17 protein-coding genes are annotated in these 13,563 nt (G+C 30.5%); all 17 read left to right on the top strand.

All coding sequences use genetic code 11. The features are described 5' to 3' along the window. Positions 1-16 precede the first annotated feature (16 nt). On the top strand, positions 17-142 hold the full coding sequence (locus B0A81_RS21975; RefSeq protein WP_394364141.1) for an SH3 domain-containing protein: 126 nt from the start codon (positions 17-19) through the stop codon (positions 140-142). 60 nt (positions 143-202) lie between these two features. Next, positions 203-712, top strand: coding sequence for a hypothetical protein (locus B0A81_RS06305; RefSeq protein ID WP_089057238.1), 510 nt, complete (start codon positions 203-205; stop codon positions 710-712). A gap of 50 nt (positions 713-762) precedes the next feature. Then, positions 763-1,689 (top strand): hypothetical protein, encoded by a 927-nt coding sequence (locus B0A81_RS06300; protein WP_089057237.1) that lies wholly within the window; start codon positions 763-765, stop codon positions 1,687-1,689. A 210-nt stretch (positions 1,690-1,899) separates the two neighbouring features. Beyond that, entirely contained in the window at positions 1,900-3,069 is a 1,170-nt protein-coding gene (locus B0A81_RS06295) for a hypothetical protein (RefSeq protein WP_089057236.1), read from the top strand. A gap of 20 nt (positions 3,070-3,089) precedes the next feature. Next, positions 3,090-3,602 (top strand): type VI secretion system TssO, encoded by a 513-nt coding sequence (tssO, locus tag B0A81_RS06290; RefSeq protein ID WP_089057235.1) that lies wholly within the window; start codon positions 3,090-3,092, stop codon positions 3,600-3,602. Between the two features lie 40 nt (positions 3,603-3,642). After that, positions 3,643-4,092: a hypothetical protein gene (locus tag B0A81_RS06285; protein WP_208861306.1), complete on the top strand. Its 450-nt coding sequence runs from the start codon at positions 3,643-3,645 to the stop codon at positions 4,090-4,092. A 17-nt stretch (positions 4,093-4,109) separates the two neighbouring features. Further along, entirely contained in the window at positions 4,110-5,477 is a 1,368-nt protein-coding gene (locus tag B0A81_RS06280; protein WP_089057233.1) for a DUF5458 family protein, read from the top strand. A gap of 84 nt (positions 5,478-5,561) precedes the next feature. Beyond that, positions 5,562-6,086: a hypothetical protein gene (locus tag B0A81_RS06275; protein WP_089057232.1), complete on the top strand. Its 525-nt coding sequence runs from the start codon at positions 5,562-5,564 to the stop codon at positions 6,084-6,086. Between the two features lie 37 nt (positions 6,087-6,123). Next, positions 6,124-6,837 (top strand): hypothetical protein, encoded by a 714-nt coding sequence (locus B0A81_RS06270; protein WP_089057231.1) that lies wholly within the window; start codon positions 6,124-6,126, stop codon positions 6,835-6,837. A 13-nt stretch (positions 6,838-6,850) separates the two neighbouring features. Continuing rightward, complete coding sequence (locus B0A81_RS06265) at positions 6,851-7,282, top strand: GPW/gp25 family protein (RefSeq protein ID WP_089057230.1); 432 nt, start codon at positions 6,851-6,853, stop codon at positions 7,280-7,282. 148 nt (positions 7,283-7,430) lie between these two features. Next, the gene (tssD, locus tag B0A81_RS06260; protein ID WP_012025247.1) at positions 7,431-7,817 is read left to right on the top strand and encodes a type VI secretion system tube protein TssD; all 387 of its coding nucleotides are present in this window, start codon (positions 7,431-7,433) and stop codon (positions 7,815-7,817) included. Positions 7,818-7,931: 114 nt separating this feature from the next. Next, complete coding sequence (gene tssD / locus B0A81_RS06255; RefSeq protein ID WP_089057229.1) at positions 7,932-8,327, top strand: type VI secretion system tube protein TssD; 396 nt, start codon at positions 7,932-7,934, stop codon at positions 8,325-8,327. A gap of 31 nt (positions 8,328-8,358) precedes the next feature. Further along, positions 8,359-10,167, top strand: coding sequence for a type VI secretion system Vgr family protein (locus B0A81_RS06250; protein ID WP_089057228.1), 1,809 nt, complete (start codon positions 8,359-8,361; stop codon positions 10,165-10,167). Between the two features lie 2 nt (positions 10,168-10,169). Beyond that, complete coding sequence (locus B0A81_RS06245) at positions 10,170-11,687, top strand: hypothetical protein (RefSeq protein ID WP_089057227.1); 1,518 nt, start codon at positions 10,170-10,172, stop codon at positions 11,685-11,687. A gap of 2 nt (positions 11,688-11,689) precedes the next feature. Continuing rightward, entirely contained in the window at positions 11,690-12,280 is a 591-nt protein-coding gene (locus B0A81_RS06240) for a hypothetical protein (protein ID WP_089057226.1), read from the top strand. An 81-nt stretch (positions 12,281-12,361) separates the two neighbouring features. Further along, on the top strand, positions 12,362-12,946 hold the full coding sequence (locus tag B0A81_RS06235; protein WP_089057225.1) for a hypothetical protein: 585 nt from the start codon (positions 12,362-12,364) through the stop codon (positions 12,944-12,946). 112 nt (positions 12,947-13,058) lie between these two features. Then, entirely contained in the window at positions 13,059-13,520 is a 462-nt protein-coding gene (locus B0A81_RS06230) for a hypothetical protein (protein ID WP_089057224.1), read from the top strand. The last annotated feature ends 43 nt before the right edge of the window (positions 13,521-13,563 follow it).

Below are 13,563 nucleotides of genomic sequence, written 5' to 3'. Positions count from 1 at the left end.
AAACAGTACATCAGCTATAATTGAAAAAATTAAATCAGGAGAAAGAGTTGAAATATTAAATGATTCAGAAAATTGGTGGCTGATAAAAACAAATTCTGGCAATAAAGGATATGTTTATAGGACCAAAATAAAATCGGAATAAAAGAAAATAGAATATATAATATATAATGATAAAAAACTTATAGTAGTATTATCACTGATTTTGATAAGCTGTAAACATTCCGAATTTGAAAAGCAAAATGATTCATTAAAAGATACTCCAACTGAGAGTCAAAAAACAACGTGTGGTGACATTATTTACCAAATTGTTAAATCAAGTAAATTAGATTTAAGAGGAGAAAATGACTTTTTAACTAAAATAGATAGAATTGAAGGTGATAATGTAACTATTCAAATATACATTGAAAATAACGTATCTGAAAACCCTAAGATTAAACAAATTGTCGAAAGTACAATTGCTTGGTTAGTTCTAAATGTTAATGATCATAAACTATACAATACAAGTGCTGATCCTGATAACCCAATCGAATTAGATTTTGATAAAAACATATTATCTGAAAATGATATTTTTAGTTTATGTCAAATAGAAAAAAAGGAAATCAATAAACAACTTTCAAATGAAAAAATTAGATATTCAGTTTTACCTATAGAATTTGATGGATACTATAAAGCATGCATAAATCCATACGATAGTATAAAATGTAATACCTAAACGAGTTTATGAAAGGATTAAATAAAATTTAAACTCTCAAGTTTTTTAAAATGAAAAAGACTATTGTATTAAAATACATACTACTACTTTTTTTACTAATTGCGTGTAAAAAGAATGAAAATATAATTGTTGGTACTGATATTCAACTGAAAAGTACAGAACGAAAAAGCACAAATAATGAAATTATTCCCATCCAAGGCAAATGGGAATGGAAGTATAATCCAAATAATGAGGATGTTCCAGATATGCTATTCACATTATTGATTCAAAAGTCGAATGGTAATGAATTTATTGCTCAATATTGCGCTATTGATGAAAAAGGAAATAGAATAGATTGCTCAAATGAAAAGGAATATAATGTAAATGGAATTATTAAAGGAAATAAAATTGAAGCAACGTTTTATAGCTTTTTTGATAGTAAAAAAACAGAGGCAAATGTAGAGTTACTAATACTTAATAAAGATAGTATTCAATGGCAAATTACAAAAAAAGTTAATTCAGAGTTATATGTTCCAACAAAATGCATACTAACTAAAAAGAATAAAAAAATATCTAAAAGTAGTTTGTTAAATAAAAACAAATTACCATTTGATTTTGATGAATATGAAAAGTTAGGAGATAAAACTATTTATAATGTTTATAATCCAGATGATTTGCCAGAAATTACTAAAATTATAAATGATCAATTAAATGAGTATCCTGTTAGAATTTTTTCGATAGATAATGAAGGCTTAGCTTTTGAAACTTTTGTTTTTGAGACTGATGGAGATTCTGTAACACAAATTATTGTAAATATAAAGGGCAATAAAGTTTTATCGAAGGAAATTGTAGGTTACGAATCAGATAGTAAAAATACTTTTAAAATTAAGAAAGATTTATCTATAGAAATGTATAAAATTGATAATGAAAAAAAGATAAAAACGCTTACTAAAACTTTTCAAATAGATAAAAATGGGAGTATTGTTAAGGGTGTGTAATCTCCTTCGCTTCCGCACGAATCCTTTCGTGTAAGAGGTTTTAAAATTATAAAATCTTTCTCCCAAAATACCACTAAAAAACAATTTCCAAAAACAAATAAAAATTAATTACTAACCACTAATAGTAATTACCTAAAAACCTCATGTAAGCCAATTACATGAGGCATTTTGCTATAGAATAAACTTTAAAAAAAGTATAAAGAATAAATCATGATAGAAAAATTAAATCATTTTCCGGTAAACTGGATAGATGGAATGAAGATCAACAAAACACATTTTTTGGCCATGCAGGACAACGTTTCTGAATTGGTCAATGATGCTGTTGGAATTCATACTACGCCTATTAGCTACGGTTTGTTGGACTCAGGAAATCACAGTAAAGAATCGACCAAGATTACTTTAGGAATCGACAATCACAAACTATTAAGAGTTCGTGTAGAAGAATGCCATGCTATTACGCCAAACGGTTCCAGAATCGAAATTAGTAAAGCGAATACAGATACGTTGGATCTCCAGCTTCCGTATCCAGAAGATACCTACGAAATTAAAGAAGGAGAACAAATAGAATTACTTGCTTGTATTTCGGTTAATTCCAGAAAAAGAATTCCGTTTGGAGAACCAGATCCAGATGAGGTTCCGCCGAGATATCCTTTTACACAGCCAGAATATAAACTTCATTTAATTAAAGCAGAAGAGTTTCGTTCAGGAATTGGTTATGGAGGATTTTATCTCGCAATTGGAAAGATTTTGATAGGTGATACAACAGTTTTGGATGAAAATTACATTCCTGCTTCGGTTACTGTGAGTAGTAATTCAAAATTAGCCGACATGCAGTCAGAAATTGCAAGATCGTTTGGTCAGATTGAGATTTATTCCGTTCAAATTTCTCAAAAAGTCAATCGATTCCAGCAATCTGGTGTTTTGGCGCAAACGGTGATGCAGTTATCAGATAATACAAACTATTTCTTGGGGAATTGTTTAACTCAGTTTCGCTGGTTTTCACTGTATCAGCATCCAGCTTCCATGCTGAGCACTGTAGTTTCGTTTGCTAGAGTGATGAAGAACTTTATCGATTCTAAAGCCGGAGCAGGAAAGGAAGAGCTTTTAAACTATTTCGCCGAGTGGTGCGATTTATCTCAAGGAGATTTAGAAGTACTTTTTACCACCTTGATCAATACAAACTACGATCATGTTCATATTGATAAAACGGCAACGCTGACAATGAATTTTCTTTCGAAAATCGAAAAGCTGTTCGATACTTTAAGCAAACTGGACTACATCGGAAAGAAAAAAGAAAGCATCGAGTTGTTTGTCGCCGAAACAGAGAAAAAAGACATTGTTCACAATCCGAAAAGACATGGTTTTTTCATGAAAGACTAATTAAAAAGTAAATATAAATTATGGAAGTACTAAATAAAAAAGAACGTCAGAAAGCTTTTTATGCCTTTCTAGTGGCATTTGTAATCACATTTATAGTGATGTTTTCGGCTTTTGCCTTTAATCTCTATTTGCCGACAGCAGAAAATAAATTGTTGAAAGCAGAGAATGAAATGATGAAAAGAGAATATGATTATCAGACCAATTTTTCAATCAAAATTGACAGCGTCAGAATGACAATTGATTCGATCAATTCACCAAAAGTAGATAATGATTTTCAACAGCGTTTGGCAAATGTTATGGTAGCAAATATTTATCAAAAAATCCCAAAAGATTCAACAGATAATAAGAAACTATACAATAACATCATTTTGGCTTATAAAAATATTATCGATTATAAAAAGCAAATTAGGAGCCTTACGCACAATGCACATTTGATAGACAGCTTGAATCAGTCTGCCAAAACATATAAAGAAGAACTGGAAAAAGTAAGTAGAGATTTAGATGTCTGCCGCCAGATTTATCAGAATCAATAATAAGTAAAGTAAAAAATAGTAACCATTTAAAATTAAAATTATGTTATCAAATTATGGAATTGGAGGAAATGAAGTAAAACTGGATGCAGATGAAGCTATCATTGCAATCCCTCAAAACAGAACACTTGTTGCGCAAAAATTAACAGTTGATGCGCCAATTAAACCAGAATTGGTTGAAGGAATTACGAACGTTGAAAAAGCTTTTGAACATTTTAAACCAGAGGTAAAAGTAAATTTTGAAAATGCCGATGGAGCAACAAAAGTAGAAGCTTTAAAATTTAAAAATTTAGGAGATTTTGGCGTAAAAGGGATTACAGCTCAAAGTAATTTTCTATCAGATTTGGAAACAGAAAAAGACCAATATCAAAAGATTATTCGTCAATTAAAATCAAATAAAATTTTAAAAGCTGCTTTGGAAGACGGTGAAGCCAAAAAAGCTTTATTAGATAGTCTTGGGACATTGATTAATGAATTAAAAGAAAACAAATAATTAAAAGGTAGAGAAATATGTCAAGTAAACAAGTACATCAGAATAGTGAAGATACTGCAGTTTTAGAACGAAAAGTATCTGGAAATTCAATTGAAAAAAATGTAGAAAAATTAGCCAAGTACGGCGGTTTTGATTTGTTAGAAATGTCAATTGAAGGAATTCAAAATTTGAATCCAGATAGAAAAGCGAGAAGAAAAATTTTCCTTGGTGAAGTAAACAAAACCAAAGAAAGAGAGACTTTAAAAAAGACATTGGAGTTATGGTCTTCGATTTTAAGTAATAGCGAGGCTTTGACTGATATGGTCGCACAGTGCGAGGATAAATGTAAAGAATCTGAAGTATTGCTAAAAAAGAATCTGGCAAAAGCAGTTGAAGATACAAGAGAAATTGAAGCAGCTTATAGAACTGTTGCCTTGTTTTTTAAAAATACAGAAACAGAAAAAGTTAAAAACGTTACGATCGTAAATGCTGATATTGAGCAGTTAAAAGATTTGGATAACACTCGTTTTATTGATGCTATTCATTCGGAATTAGTAGATAATTATGATCGTTTAGATCTTAAAAATAATTACGGAATTCTAGTTATTCCAGGTTACTTAGGATCTAATAAAGTAATCGAAAAATGGGCGAAAATAGCGCATGAAAACAAAGTAATGCTGGTTACAGATTTTGAACATCTGGATGAACCAGATGATGTAATGGAAATGTTTGATTCAGCTTCATTAACTGGAGGTGATGTTTATCGTTCTAATGTTATTATGACTTGTAATTGGTTAGTAGGACGCGGAAGATTTGACCAAATTGGTGAAAATGAAGATTTACATATTGCTCCATCTGCGGCGTTGGCTGGAAAAATCTACAAAACATTAATGTCTCAGGTTACAGCAGGTAAAAAATTTGGAGGAATTAATGAGGTTGACGGAGTTAAGTTTGATCTTAAGAAAAGTGAAATTGCCAATCTTGAAAATCTTGGTTTGGTGCCAATGGTAAACGAGTACGGAAAAGTGATGGCTTTTTCAGCAAAAACATTGTTTAGCGGAGATAATTTAGGTTTACAGACTTATTCTGTAGTTCGTGTTTTTGATTATGTCACAAAAGTATTGATGGATTTTCTTAACCGTCGTGCATTTGAAAACTTTACTGCTAAAACGCGTAAAGAGATTATGAATCAAATAGTGGCTTTCCTTGATGGAATAACGGGACCAGACAAATTAATCGAAAATTTTGAGATTAGAAGATTTGAACAGGACCCGATTCAGAAAGACAGAATTTATATGGACATTCATATGAAACCTTACTTTCCTGCCAAAAATTTCCTTATAAAAATGGACGGCCATAAAGGAGATGACGGAACAGAATGGGATACAGATTACGAGCAAAAGTAATCCATAAATAAAGAAAAAAGGAAACACAAATTGTGTTTCCTTTTTAATCAAAACATTGATCTTTTGAATCATAAAATCAAATATATGAAAGCACTTCAAATTCTATTTTTGGCTGTCTTACTTTCTATTTCAAATTTAGTTTCGGCACAAAAAATAAATCCGATAGATACCTTAAATTGTCCTATTTCGCAAAATGAGTTATTGCTAAAAGGAAAAAACTTTGCAAGTGCACCTCCAATTTTGCTGCGTGTTTTTAATGAAAATTTCGAGTATTCGGTTTTGCAATTTGGAAAACGAGAGAATAAAATTTATCTATATTTTAAAATTTTTACAGACAATGTTTGTATAAAACAGAAACAGCCTTTGGAACTGTATTTTAAAACGGGAGAAATGTATGTGCTGAAAAATTCTTATTCTGTTAATTGTGATGGTACAGCAATAATACAATTAAGAAGAAGAGATTTTAAGAAATTAATGAATAACAGCATTAATTCAATCAAATTTTTTACGCTAAAAAAAGATTATGAGTTTAGTCCAAACAGCAAAGACAATCAAAATATTAAAGAGTATTTGAATTGTTTGAAATTGTATAAAATAAAAAAGCGTTAAACGGTTTTAATTAATAATCCTCGAAAATTTAAAAAATATGTCAATTCCTGAATTAAATCTTTCATTAGGCTTAACAGATAATAAAGGTTCTGTTTTTTATGCTGGAGATGGGGAAGGAGAAGTTGTAGTAAGAACAGATTCAGCTTTAAAAAAGCACATTATCAGTATAGTAATTTCTGAAAAGCAGATTGGAACTATAAATTTAAAAACCAATTTAGGAGAGTCAAAAGTTCCTGCTGAAATCGAAATTCCAACCTATCAAATGATAGTTACAGATGATAAAACTGAAGAAAAAGAAATTTATAAGGTAACTCGTGATACTTATTTTTTTAAAGAAGAAAAAACAAAAAAAGGACTTTGGAGTTTCTTAGGACTTAAATTTTTAGAAACAAAGAATTTTCTATTTGAAAATATTGCTTTTGAACCTTTAAGAGAGGCTGTTGAAACTTATGATGTTTCTAAATATAGAAAATTGAGCCACGACGAGTTAACATATACCTTTCAAAAGGAAGAGCAGCATATTCAGGTTTTTGCTGGTGATATTAACCATCTTAAAATGCAAAAAGGAACAAGTTATTTTGTAATCGTTGATGAAAACAAAGGACAGCGTTTTATTGGAGATATTTTGTACCGTGAAAAGTTTTTGAAACTTACACCCAAAGTAAAACTTCATATTATAAAACGAAAAACAGTTTCTAAAGCTGTAGAAACTAACAAACAAGGACAAACAGAAAAGCTGATTTATATTTAAAAAGAACACAAAGATGAAAGGAGCTTTTTACAAACTGCCTATTGATTTTAATGCAATTGTTCAAAAAAAAGAACTTGAAAAAACATCAATCGAGCATTCGATAGCACAGCAGATAATATTATTGGCAACAACCACTTTTGGAGAATGCAAATTTGACGAAACTTTTGGGTCGCGAATCTGGGAAATTGATTTTGATTTATTAATGAATGAAAACGAATTGAAAGAAACCATTTCAAAAACAATGAAACAATCATTGCTTTTGCATGAAAATAGAATCAAGGTAGTAGAGCTTGTAGTTGAATTGTCTGAGAAATTCTTTTTTGTTGATAATGTGAGAAGAACAAAAAAAAAGGTCGATATAATCATTACAGCAACTATTAAAAGTACTAATCGAAATTTTGATTTTAGAGGTTATTTTTTTGTTGGTCCACTGTCTTATCAATAACTTTTTTGTAAGAAAACCTCATTACAGCCTCTGTATAGTCTGTTTTTAATTTTGTAGTATAAATATTAAATAATAAATTAAATAAAGTAAGAAATAATTTATATATTTACATTATGAATAAATAAATTAATAACTAAAAATTTTTATTATGTCGTTTTTAACATCATTAACAGTTGCAGGAAAAGATTACAAAGTGCTTAACGTAAGTTATGATTTGGCTCAGGAAACAGATGCTTCTGGGCGCCCTTCTACAGTAACACGTGGAGGAAGAATCATGATCGAAGTAGAATCAACAGGAAGTACAGAATTGTTTGAATGGATGACTAACAATTTCGAAAGAAAAGATGGGTCAGTAAAATTCATTAAACGTGATTCAAATGCTACTCTGAAAGAGTTGAAATTTACAGAGGCTTACATGGTTAAGTACAAAGAAAACTTTGATCATAACAGTGAGAATCCGTTAACGGAGACTTTTATGATTTCTGCTCGTAAAATTTCGATGGGCGGAGGCGAGTTTGATAATGCTTGGGTATAACACTTAAAGACTTTATCAAACTTGATTAAGTTTGAAAATTATTAAAGGAAGTCTTTTTAAAGGACTTCCTTTTTTGTTAAATGACTAATCAATTAACTTAAAAAATATACAAACATGAGTTTTTTATCAAAATTACATATCGACGGAGAAGAATATAATGTACTTGAATTTAATATAGATTTCAAACAAGATATTGACACCTCTAGTAAACCAACAGGAAACGCCAAAGGAGGAATTATAAAAATAATAATTGAGGCAACACAAAACAGTCTTTTTCTGTCATGGATGTTAAATAGTGATTTAACCAAAGACGGAAAAATTATTTTTTATAGAAGAGATGCTTTAAGTAAAATGAAAGAACTAACATTTGAAAAAGCCTTCTGCATTAACTATCACGAACAATTTACCAGTACTACCGAAGTGCCTATGAAAATCACTATGGAACTAGTAACTAAAGAACTGACTTTTGGAGATGCAAAATTCTCTAATAACTGGATTGCTTTAGATTAAGTTTTTAATATAATAAAAATACTATTTCATTATGGCACATTTCTCAGATCAAGTTCATATTACTATTGGTGATTTTACGCAGAATATTATCTTCTATGATTTAAAACTGTCGCAAAAAATGGCAGATCATCATTATTTTTCTTTTACATGGCAGTATACCGGTAAAGCAGTTATAAATCCCGTTGATCAGGCGCAAGCCATGCGAAAATACATTGGTGATGAAGTTATTTTTACTTTCAAAAGTCTGACCGGAATCAGGCTGATGAGTAAAGGAATCATTACTGAGGTCGCTTCAATAGACAAGCACGGCAGTGCCGTTGGTCTGCATATTACAGGAATAAGCCACAGCAAAGTAATTGACGATATGCCAAAATCCAGAACTTATCTAGAAAGAGGAATGGATGATATTGTTGTAGATCTATTATCAGAAGGACCAACAGAGTTTTATCAGAGAGATGCTATCAGATCTACCTATTTAAAAGAATTCAATTATATGGCGCAGTACAATGAAACCAATTTTGAATTTCTTAAAAGACTGGCAGCCCGATACGGACAATGGTTTTATTTTGATGGAATGCGCATGCAGTTCGGACAACTTAAAAACTCCAAGGTTAAACTTATCAACGGAGCCTCCATGCATAGTTTTAAGATGCAAGCCAATATGACTGCACATAACATTTCATTAGCAGGTTATGATTATAAAAATGCCGCAGGCATTCGAGACGCATCAGAAAGAACCGCTACAGGTAGTAAAGACAGTTTTGCTTCTATTGTAGGATTTAACCAAAGCACCGTAACACAAGGCGAATTGAGTGTTGGAGCATACACCAACAATGCACAAAATAAAGAAGAAATACAAGAAATGATCACACTGCAGACAGCAGGAAGTGATGCAAACAGTGTGTACTACAGCGGAATCTCTTATTTCCCTTTAGGAATAGGACAAACATTTACCATTGTAAACCAAACCATCGAACACCAATTAGTTTGTATAGAAGCCATACACCACTCAGAAGTGCATGGAAATTATACCTGCGAGTTCAAAGCAATTCCAGACGATGTTTCGGCACCACATTATACCAATACAAAAGTTTTTGCAAAAGCAGAAACACAACCAGCCAAAATAAGAGACAACAACGATCCCGAGGGACTTGGGCGAGTAAAAGTAGAATTTTACTGGGCATCAGGAACCAAAACAAGCCAGTGGATTAGAATGATTCAGCCACATACTGGAGCAGGAAAAGGATTTTACTTTATTCCTGAAATTGGCGAGGAAGTTTTAGTTGGTTTTGAAGATGGAAATGCACAAGATCCTTATGTTATGGGGGCGCATTATAACGGGCAGGCGAAAAGCAGTTATGCTACTGAAAAAAATGATTTAAAAGTAATACAAACCCGAAGCGGAAACAGAATTATTTCTGATGATGCTACTGGTGACATTACAATTGAAAGCCAAAAAGGACAGACAATAGCAGTGATTCATGGAGACGGAAACATCAGGTTTAAAGCTCCTAAAAATATTGAGTTTGATGCTGGTGAGGATATTATTATGACGGCGGGAAGAGACATAACATCTAGTGCAGGACAGGATATTTCAGAGACTTCAGGAGTAAATCATACAAGTAAAGCAGGCGGAATTATGACCCAAAGTGCTGTTGGAGATTATAATCTTACTGCATTTGATATAAATGAATCTGCCGTAGGAAAAAGAAATTCCCATGCTGAGATTATACAAGAACAGGCAGGCGCCATTCAAAAACACGCAACAGATGATAATATTAATGTACAGGGACAGAAAAAAATAAGTGCCAATTCGGGTGAAAATTCTAATTTCTTTTAAATATGAGTGAAGGAGGAAAAATAACCCGTATTATTTTAGGCGAATCTAACTGGACTTCTAAAGGCGATATGAACATAATTGCCACCAAAGGTGATGTTAATTTTTCAGCAGCCAAAAAAGTTAATTTTCATGGTATTGAAGAAGGTGTTCACGTTGGTGATTATGATTGGCAAGAAGAAAGCAACAAGTTTTTTGCAACGGGATGGTATACTTATGATTATGAAGGCGAGAAATACTTAAAGAGAGATTCCAGAGGACCAAAAGCTTTTTTAGACGAGACCATTTATTTTCATTTAAATGTTAATGATAAAGTACCAACAGGTACCGAAATTGTTTTCCAACTGTGGGATTTTGATATGTTTCTCTTTCATGATTGTTTTAATCCTGATGATGACAAGTTTAATGGAAAAAAAGTTTTTGTAAAAGGAAAAGTTAGAGAAGTAAATGGAAAAAAAAGAATAACGACTGAATTGCTTCTTGATCCTGCATGGAGTGATGATATTGCAGCAGAAAAAGGAATACTGACTGATGGCTGTTTAGATTTTTATTGGAAGTGGAATTATATGGGTATCGAATGGAATTCTGAAAGATTTTTATTAAGAGTTTATTTTTCTGAAAAAACACTAATAATAAAGCCCGCTTACAGAGATTATGGTTTCCCTGAAATACGAACTGCAGATGGCAATATTGTAGTTTTCTCAGCAGGAATTGGATTAATTAATGAATCAAATAAACTTTTAGAAAGTGAGCTTCAAGAGATAAAAAACAAACTAAAAAGTGAGTTTTATGGAACTGTTGGTGAAGTAGTGCAAAAATACAGAGACAAAGTACAGCATACTATTGCAGTTCAACAGCTTGAAAAAGGGTATCTAGCAAATAATTTAGGTAAAATAGAATTTAGCCGAAGGATATATACAAAACCAGTTTTTGATAACAGCGGAGAGCTCTACACCATTACTAAAGCTGCTAATTTTGGTTACAGAAAAGAAGGCAAACTAGTTACTACAAAAGGAATAAGCCAGTTGGATTATTTTAAAGACGTTGGTCTTTTTAACAAAGTTGCCAATGCCTCGAGGGATTTGGTAAGTATTTTTGGTTTTTCTGATGTACTTAAATATGCTATGGATGAACATCCGGAAACAATAATGATAGGTTTTGCGCCTGCAGATTTTTTAATGGCAGTAGTTGCACCAGAACTGTTAGAGTCAATAAAAGAATCTTGGGATATTCCAGTTCATGATTTTGCCGAAAAAGCTAAGGATAAAGGGATTAAAGGGATTAATGAATTTTTGCAAAGTAGTGGAGGAAAAGAAAAACGTTATGCATTTAAAATGTTTAAAATAAATCAAACGACTTTGAATAAATTATTTCGAGGTGATTTTAAAAATTTAGAAGATATGATAGCTTTTTATTCCAAAAATCAATCAGAGTCGCAACTATATGATGTTTTTTATTATAAAAAAAATGATGAAGTTGATAAAACGACTAAAATAATAATCGATTGTATTTTTATAAATTAATTATGATGAAATATTTTATATATATGTGTGTTGTAACGCTCCTTATAAGTTCTTGCAAAAAAAAGGAATCATATTTTTTAAGGGAAGTTGTTTCAAACGAACAAGTCTTATTGGCATTAGATTCTAAAAGGTCACCATTAAAAGATAGTTTGCTGATAAGCTTGCCAAATGAATACCAAATAACAATTAATAATTTGAATTTAAAATATTTAGATATTGATTATTTTATAAATAAGAAGTATTTAAGTATGATATCTGATTATGTTGTATATGATAAAGCTAGTAATAAGCCAATATTTGATTTTAAACCATACTTAATGTCTAAAAACACCTTTTCGATTGTTATTAGAGAGAGAAATCATTTAATTTCAAAAAATGATGCTCAAGAATTATTAACAAAGTATAATAAAAGAAAATCTTTGAGCAATTTAAAAAATGGAGATACTATATACTTAATTTCCTATGATAAATTTAGAAAAGATAATATTAAAATTTTAAAGGAATTAAGAAGAGTTGATGATAAAATTAGAATTACTACAAGTTGTAAAGGAGAAGAGTTTTTTAATTCGCATGATTTTAAAATACATTGGTAATAAAAATTAAAAAATAAAGAGCTTTTGAATATATATTAAGTTATGAGGCACATCTATTTGTATTTTTTTACATGTTTTTTGATGTTATCATGTAAGAAAAAAGATCCTATCGAAGTAAAACAGATTAGTACTAATGAAAAAGTAACTATTGAAGGTAGTTACATTGAGGGAAAAACTTTGAAAAGGTGTTTTTTATTAAGTATTCCTGTTGAATTTGAAATTACAATAAATTCAAGCATTAATTCTATTTCTTGGATTTATTATATAGATAGAAGAGTTTTAGATAAAGATTATTTTGATTTTGAGGTTTATAATAAAATAGATAAAACAAAACAAATTTTTAAAATTTTACCAAAAGATTCTACTGATACTATATTTCCGATAAATAAAAAAATAAATTTATTAATCAAAAATAAGAGACATCTATTGTCTGAAAAAGAAACAAAGGAATTATTGAAAAAGTATCATATTTTCAAGTCCATAGACAATTTAAAATCAGGTGATATTATAGAATTAGTATCATGTGATAAATTTAGAGAAGATAATAATGAGCCAATTAATGATTACGAAAAATCGGGAGACAAAATTTATTTTTTTGCGAGAATTCGTGGTCAGGAAAACTTTCGACTTCGTCAGAGAATAGAATGGTACGATGTAAACATGTAGTTTCAATTAATTCTTTATAAGTAAGTTTAAAGGTAAAATCTTATTTAAATGAAAAGTAAAGCAACAAAAATTAAATAACGATGAAATTCTATAATTTAAAAAAAGAAGTATTGTGTTAAAAATAATTATTTTTTTATACCATAGCAATCATAGTATAGGTTGGGTTGGTATAATTGTTTCACTTTTTATAGCTCTTATTTTGAGGAGAATTGCTAAAGATGAGGAGAATAAATTAATAAATGAGGGTGAAGAAGCTCGAACTAGACTTAGAAAAATTGGGAAAAGAATACATGTTAGTTATAATGAGCTTGAGATAAAAACAAACTGTTGGGTAGAGGAGGTTGAGGTGGGGACTGGTAGAAATTCGCATAATGAATATGTAGATGTGAATCTTAATGTGTTAACTCTTACAAAGGTATTTGATAATGTTCATTTTAGAGAAGAGTATAGAATAGATATGGAACCTGAGATACTTCGAATGAAACTAGCAATACAAAAAGAATTAAGTTTTTATTATGATCCAAATAATGTTAAAGATAATTTTTTAGATTTTGAATTTCTTTTTGATAATTAGAGAATAATGCCACGCCCCGATAGCCCCGCTACCGCACGAATCC

It is taken from the genome of Flavobacterium plurextorum, from assembly GCF_002217395.1.
Lineage (GTDB): Bacteria > Bacteroidota > Bacteroidia > Flavobacteriales > Flavobacteriaceae > Flavobacterium > Flavobacterium plurextorum.
Note: the sequence above shows the minus strand (reverse complement) of the source record. Positions and strands in the feature narration are given on the sequence as shown.

What these genes read in the sequence shown, in the direction of transcription:
- B0A81_RS06300 (WP_089057237.1), top strand. Translation starts at nt 763, where the DNA reads ATGAAAAAGACTATTGTATTAAAATACATACTACTACTTTTTTTACTA.
- B0A81_RS06295 (WP_089057236.1), top strand. Translation starts at nt 1,900, where the DNA reads ATGATAGAAAAATTAAATCATTTTCCGGTAAACTGGATAGATGGAATG.
- tssO (WP_089057235.1), top strand. Translation starts at nt 3,090, where the DNA reads ATGGAAGTACTAAATAAAAAAGAACGTCAGAAAGCTTTTTATGCCTTT.
- B0A81_RS06285 (WP_208861306.1), top strand. Translation starts at nt 3,643, where the DNA reads ATGTTATCAAATTATGGAATTGGAGGAAATGAAGTAAAACTGGATGCA.
- B0A81_RS06280 (WP_089057233.1), top strand. Translation starts at nt 4,110, where the DNA reads ATGTCAAGTAAACAAGTACATCAGAATAGTGAAGATACTGCAGTTTTA.
- B0A81_RS06275 (WP_089057232.1), top strand. Translation starts at nt 5,562, where the DNA reads ATGAAAGCACTTCAAATTCTATTTTTGGCTGTCTTACTTTCTATTTCA.
- B0A81_RS06270 (WP_089057231.1), top strand. Translation starts at nt 6,124, where the DNA reads ATGTCAATTCCTGAATTAAATCTTTCATTAGGCTTAACAGATAATAAA.
- B0A81_RS06265 (WP_089057230.1), top strand. Translation starts at nt 6,851, where the DNA reads ATGAAAGGAGCTTTTTACAAACTGCCTATTGATTTTAATGCAATTGTT.
- tssD (WP_012025247.1), top strand. Translation starts at nt 7,431, where the DNA reads ATGTCGTTTTTAACATCATTAACAGTTGCAGGAAAAGATTACAAAGTG.
- tssD (WP_089057229.1), top strand. Translation starts at nt 7,932, where the DNA reads ATGAGTTTTTTATCAAAATTACATATCGACGGAGAAGAATATAATGTA.
- B0A81_RS06250 (WP_089057228.1), top strand. Translation starts at nt 8,359, where the DNA reads ATGGCACATTTCTCAGATCAAGTTCATATTACTATTGGTGATTTTACG.
- B0A81_RS06245 (WP_089057227.1), top strand. Translation starts at nt 10,170, where the DNA reads ATGAGTGAAGGAGGAAAAATAACCCGTATTATTTTAGGCGAATCTAAC.
- B0A81_RS06240 (WP_089057226.1), top strand. Translation starts at nt 11,690, where the DNA reads ATGATGAAATATTTTATATATATGTGTGTTGTAACGCTCCTTATAAGT.
- B0A81_RS06235 (WP_089057225.1), top strand. Translation starts at nt 12,362, where the DNA reads ATGTTATCATGTAAGAAAAAAGATCCTATCGAAGTAAAACAGATTAGT.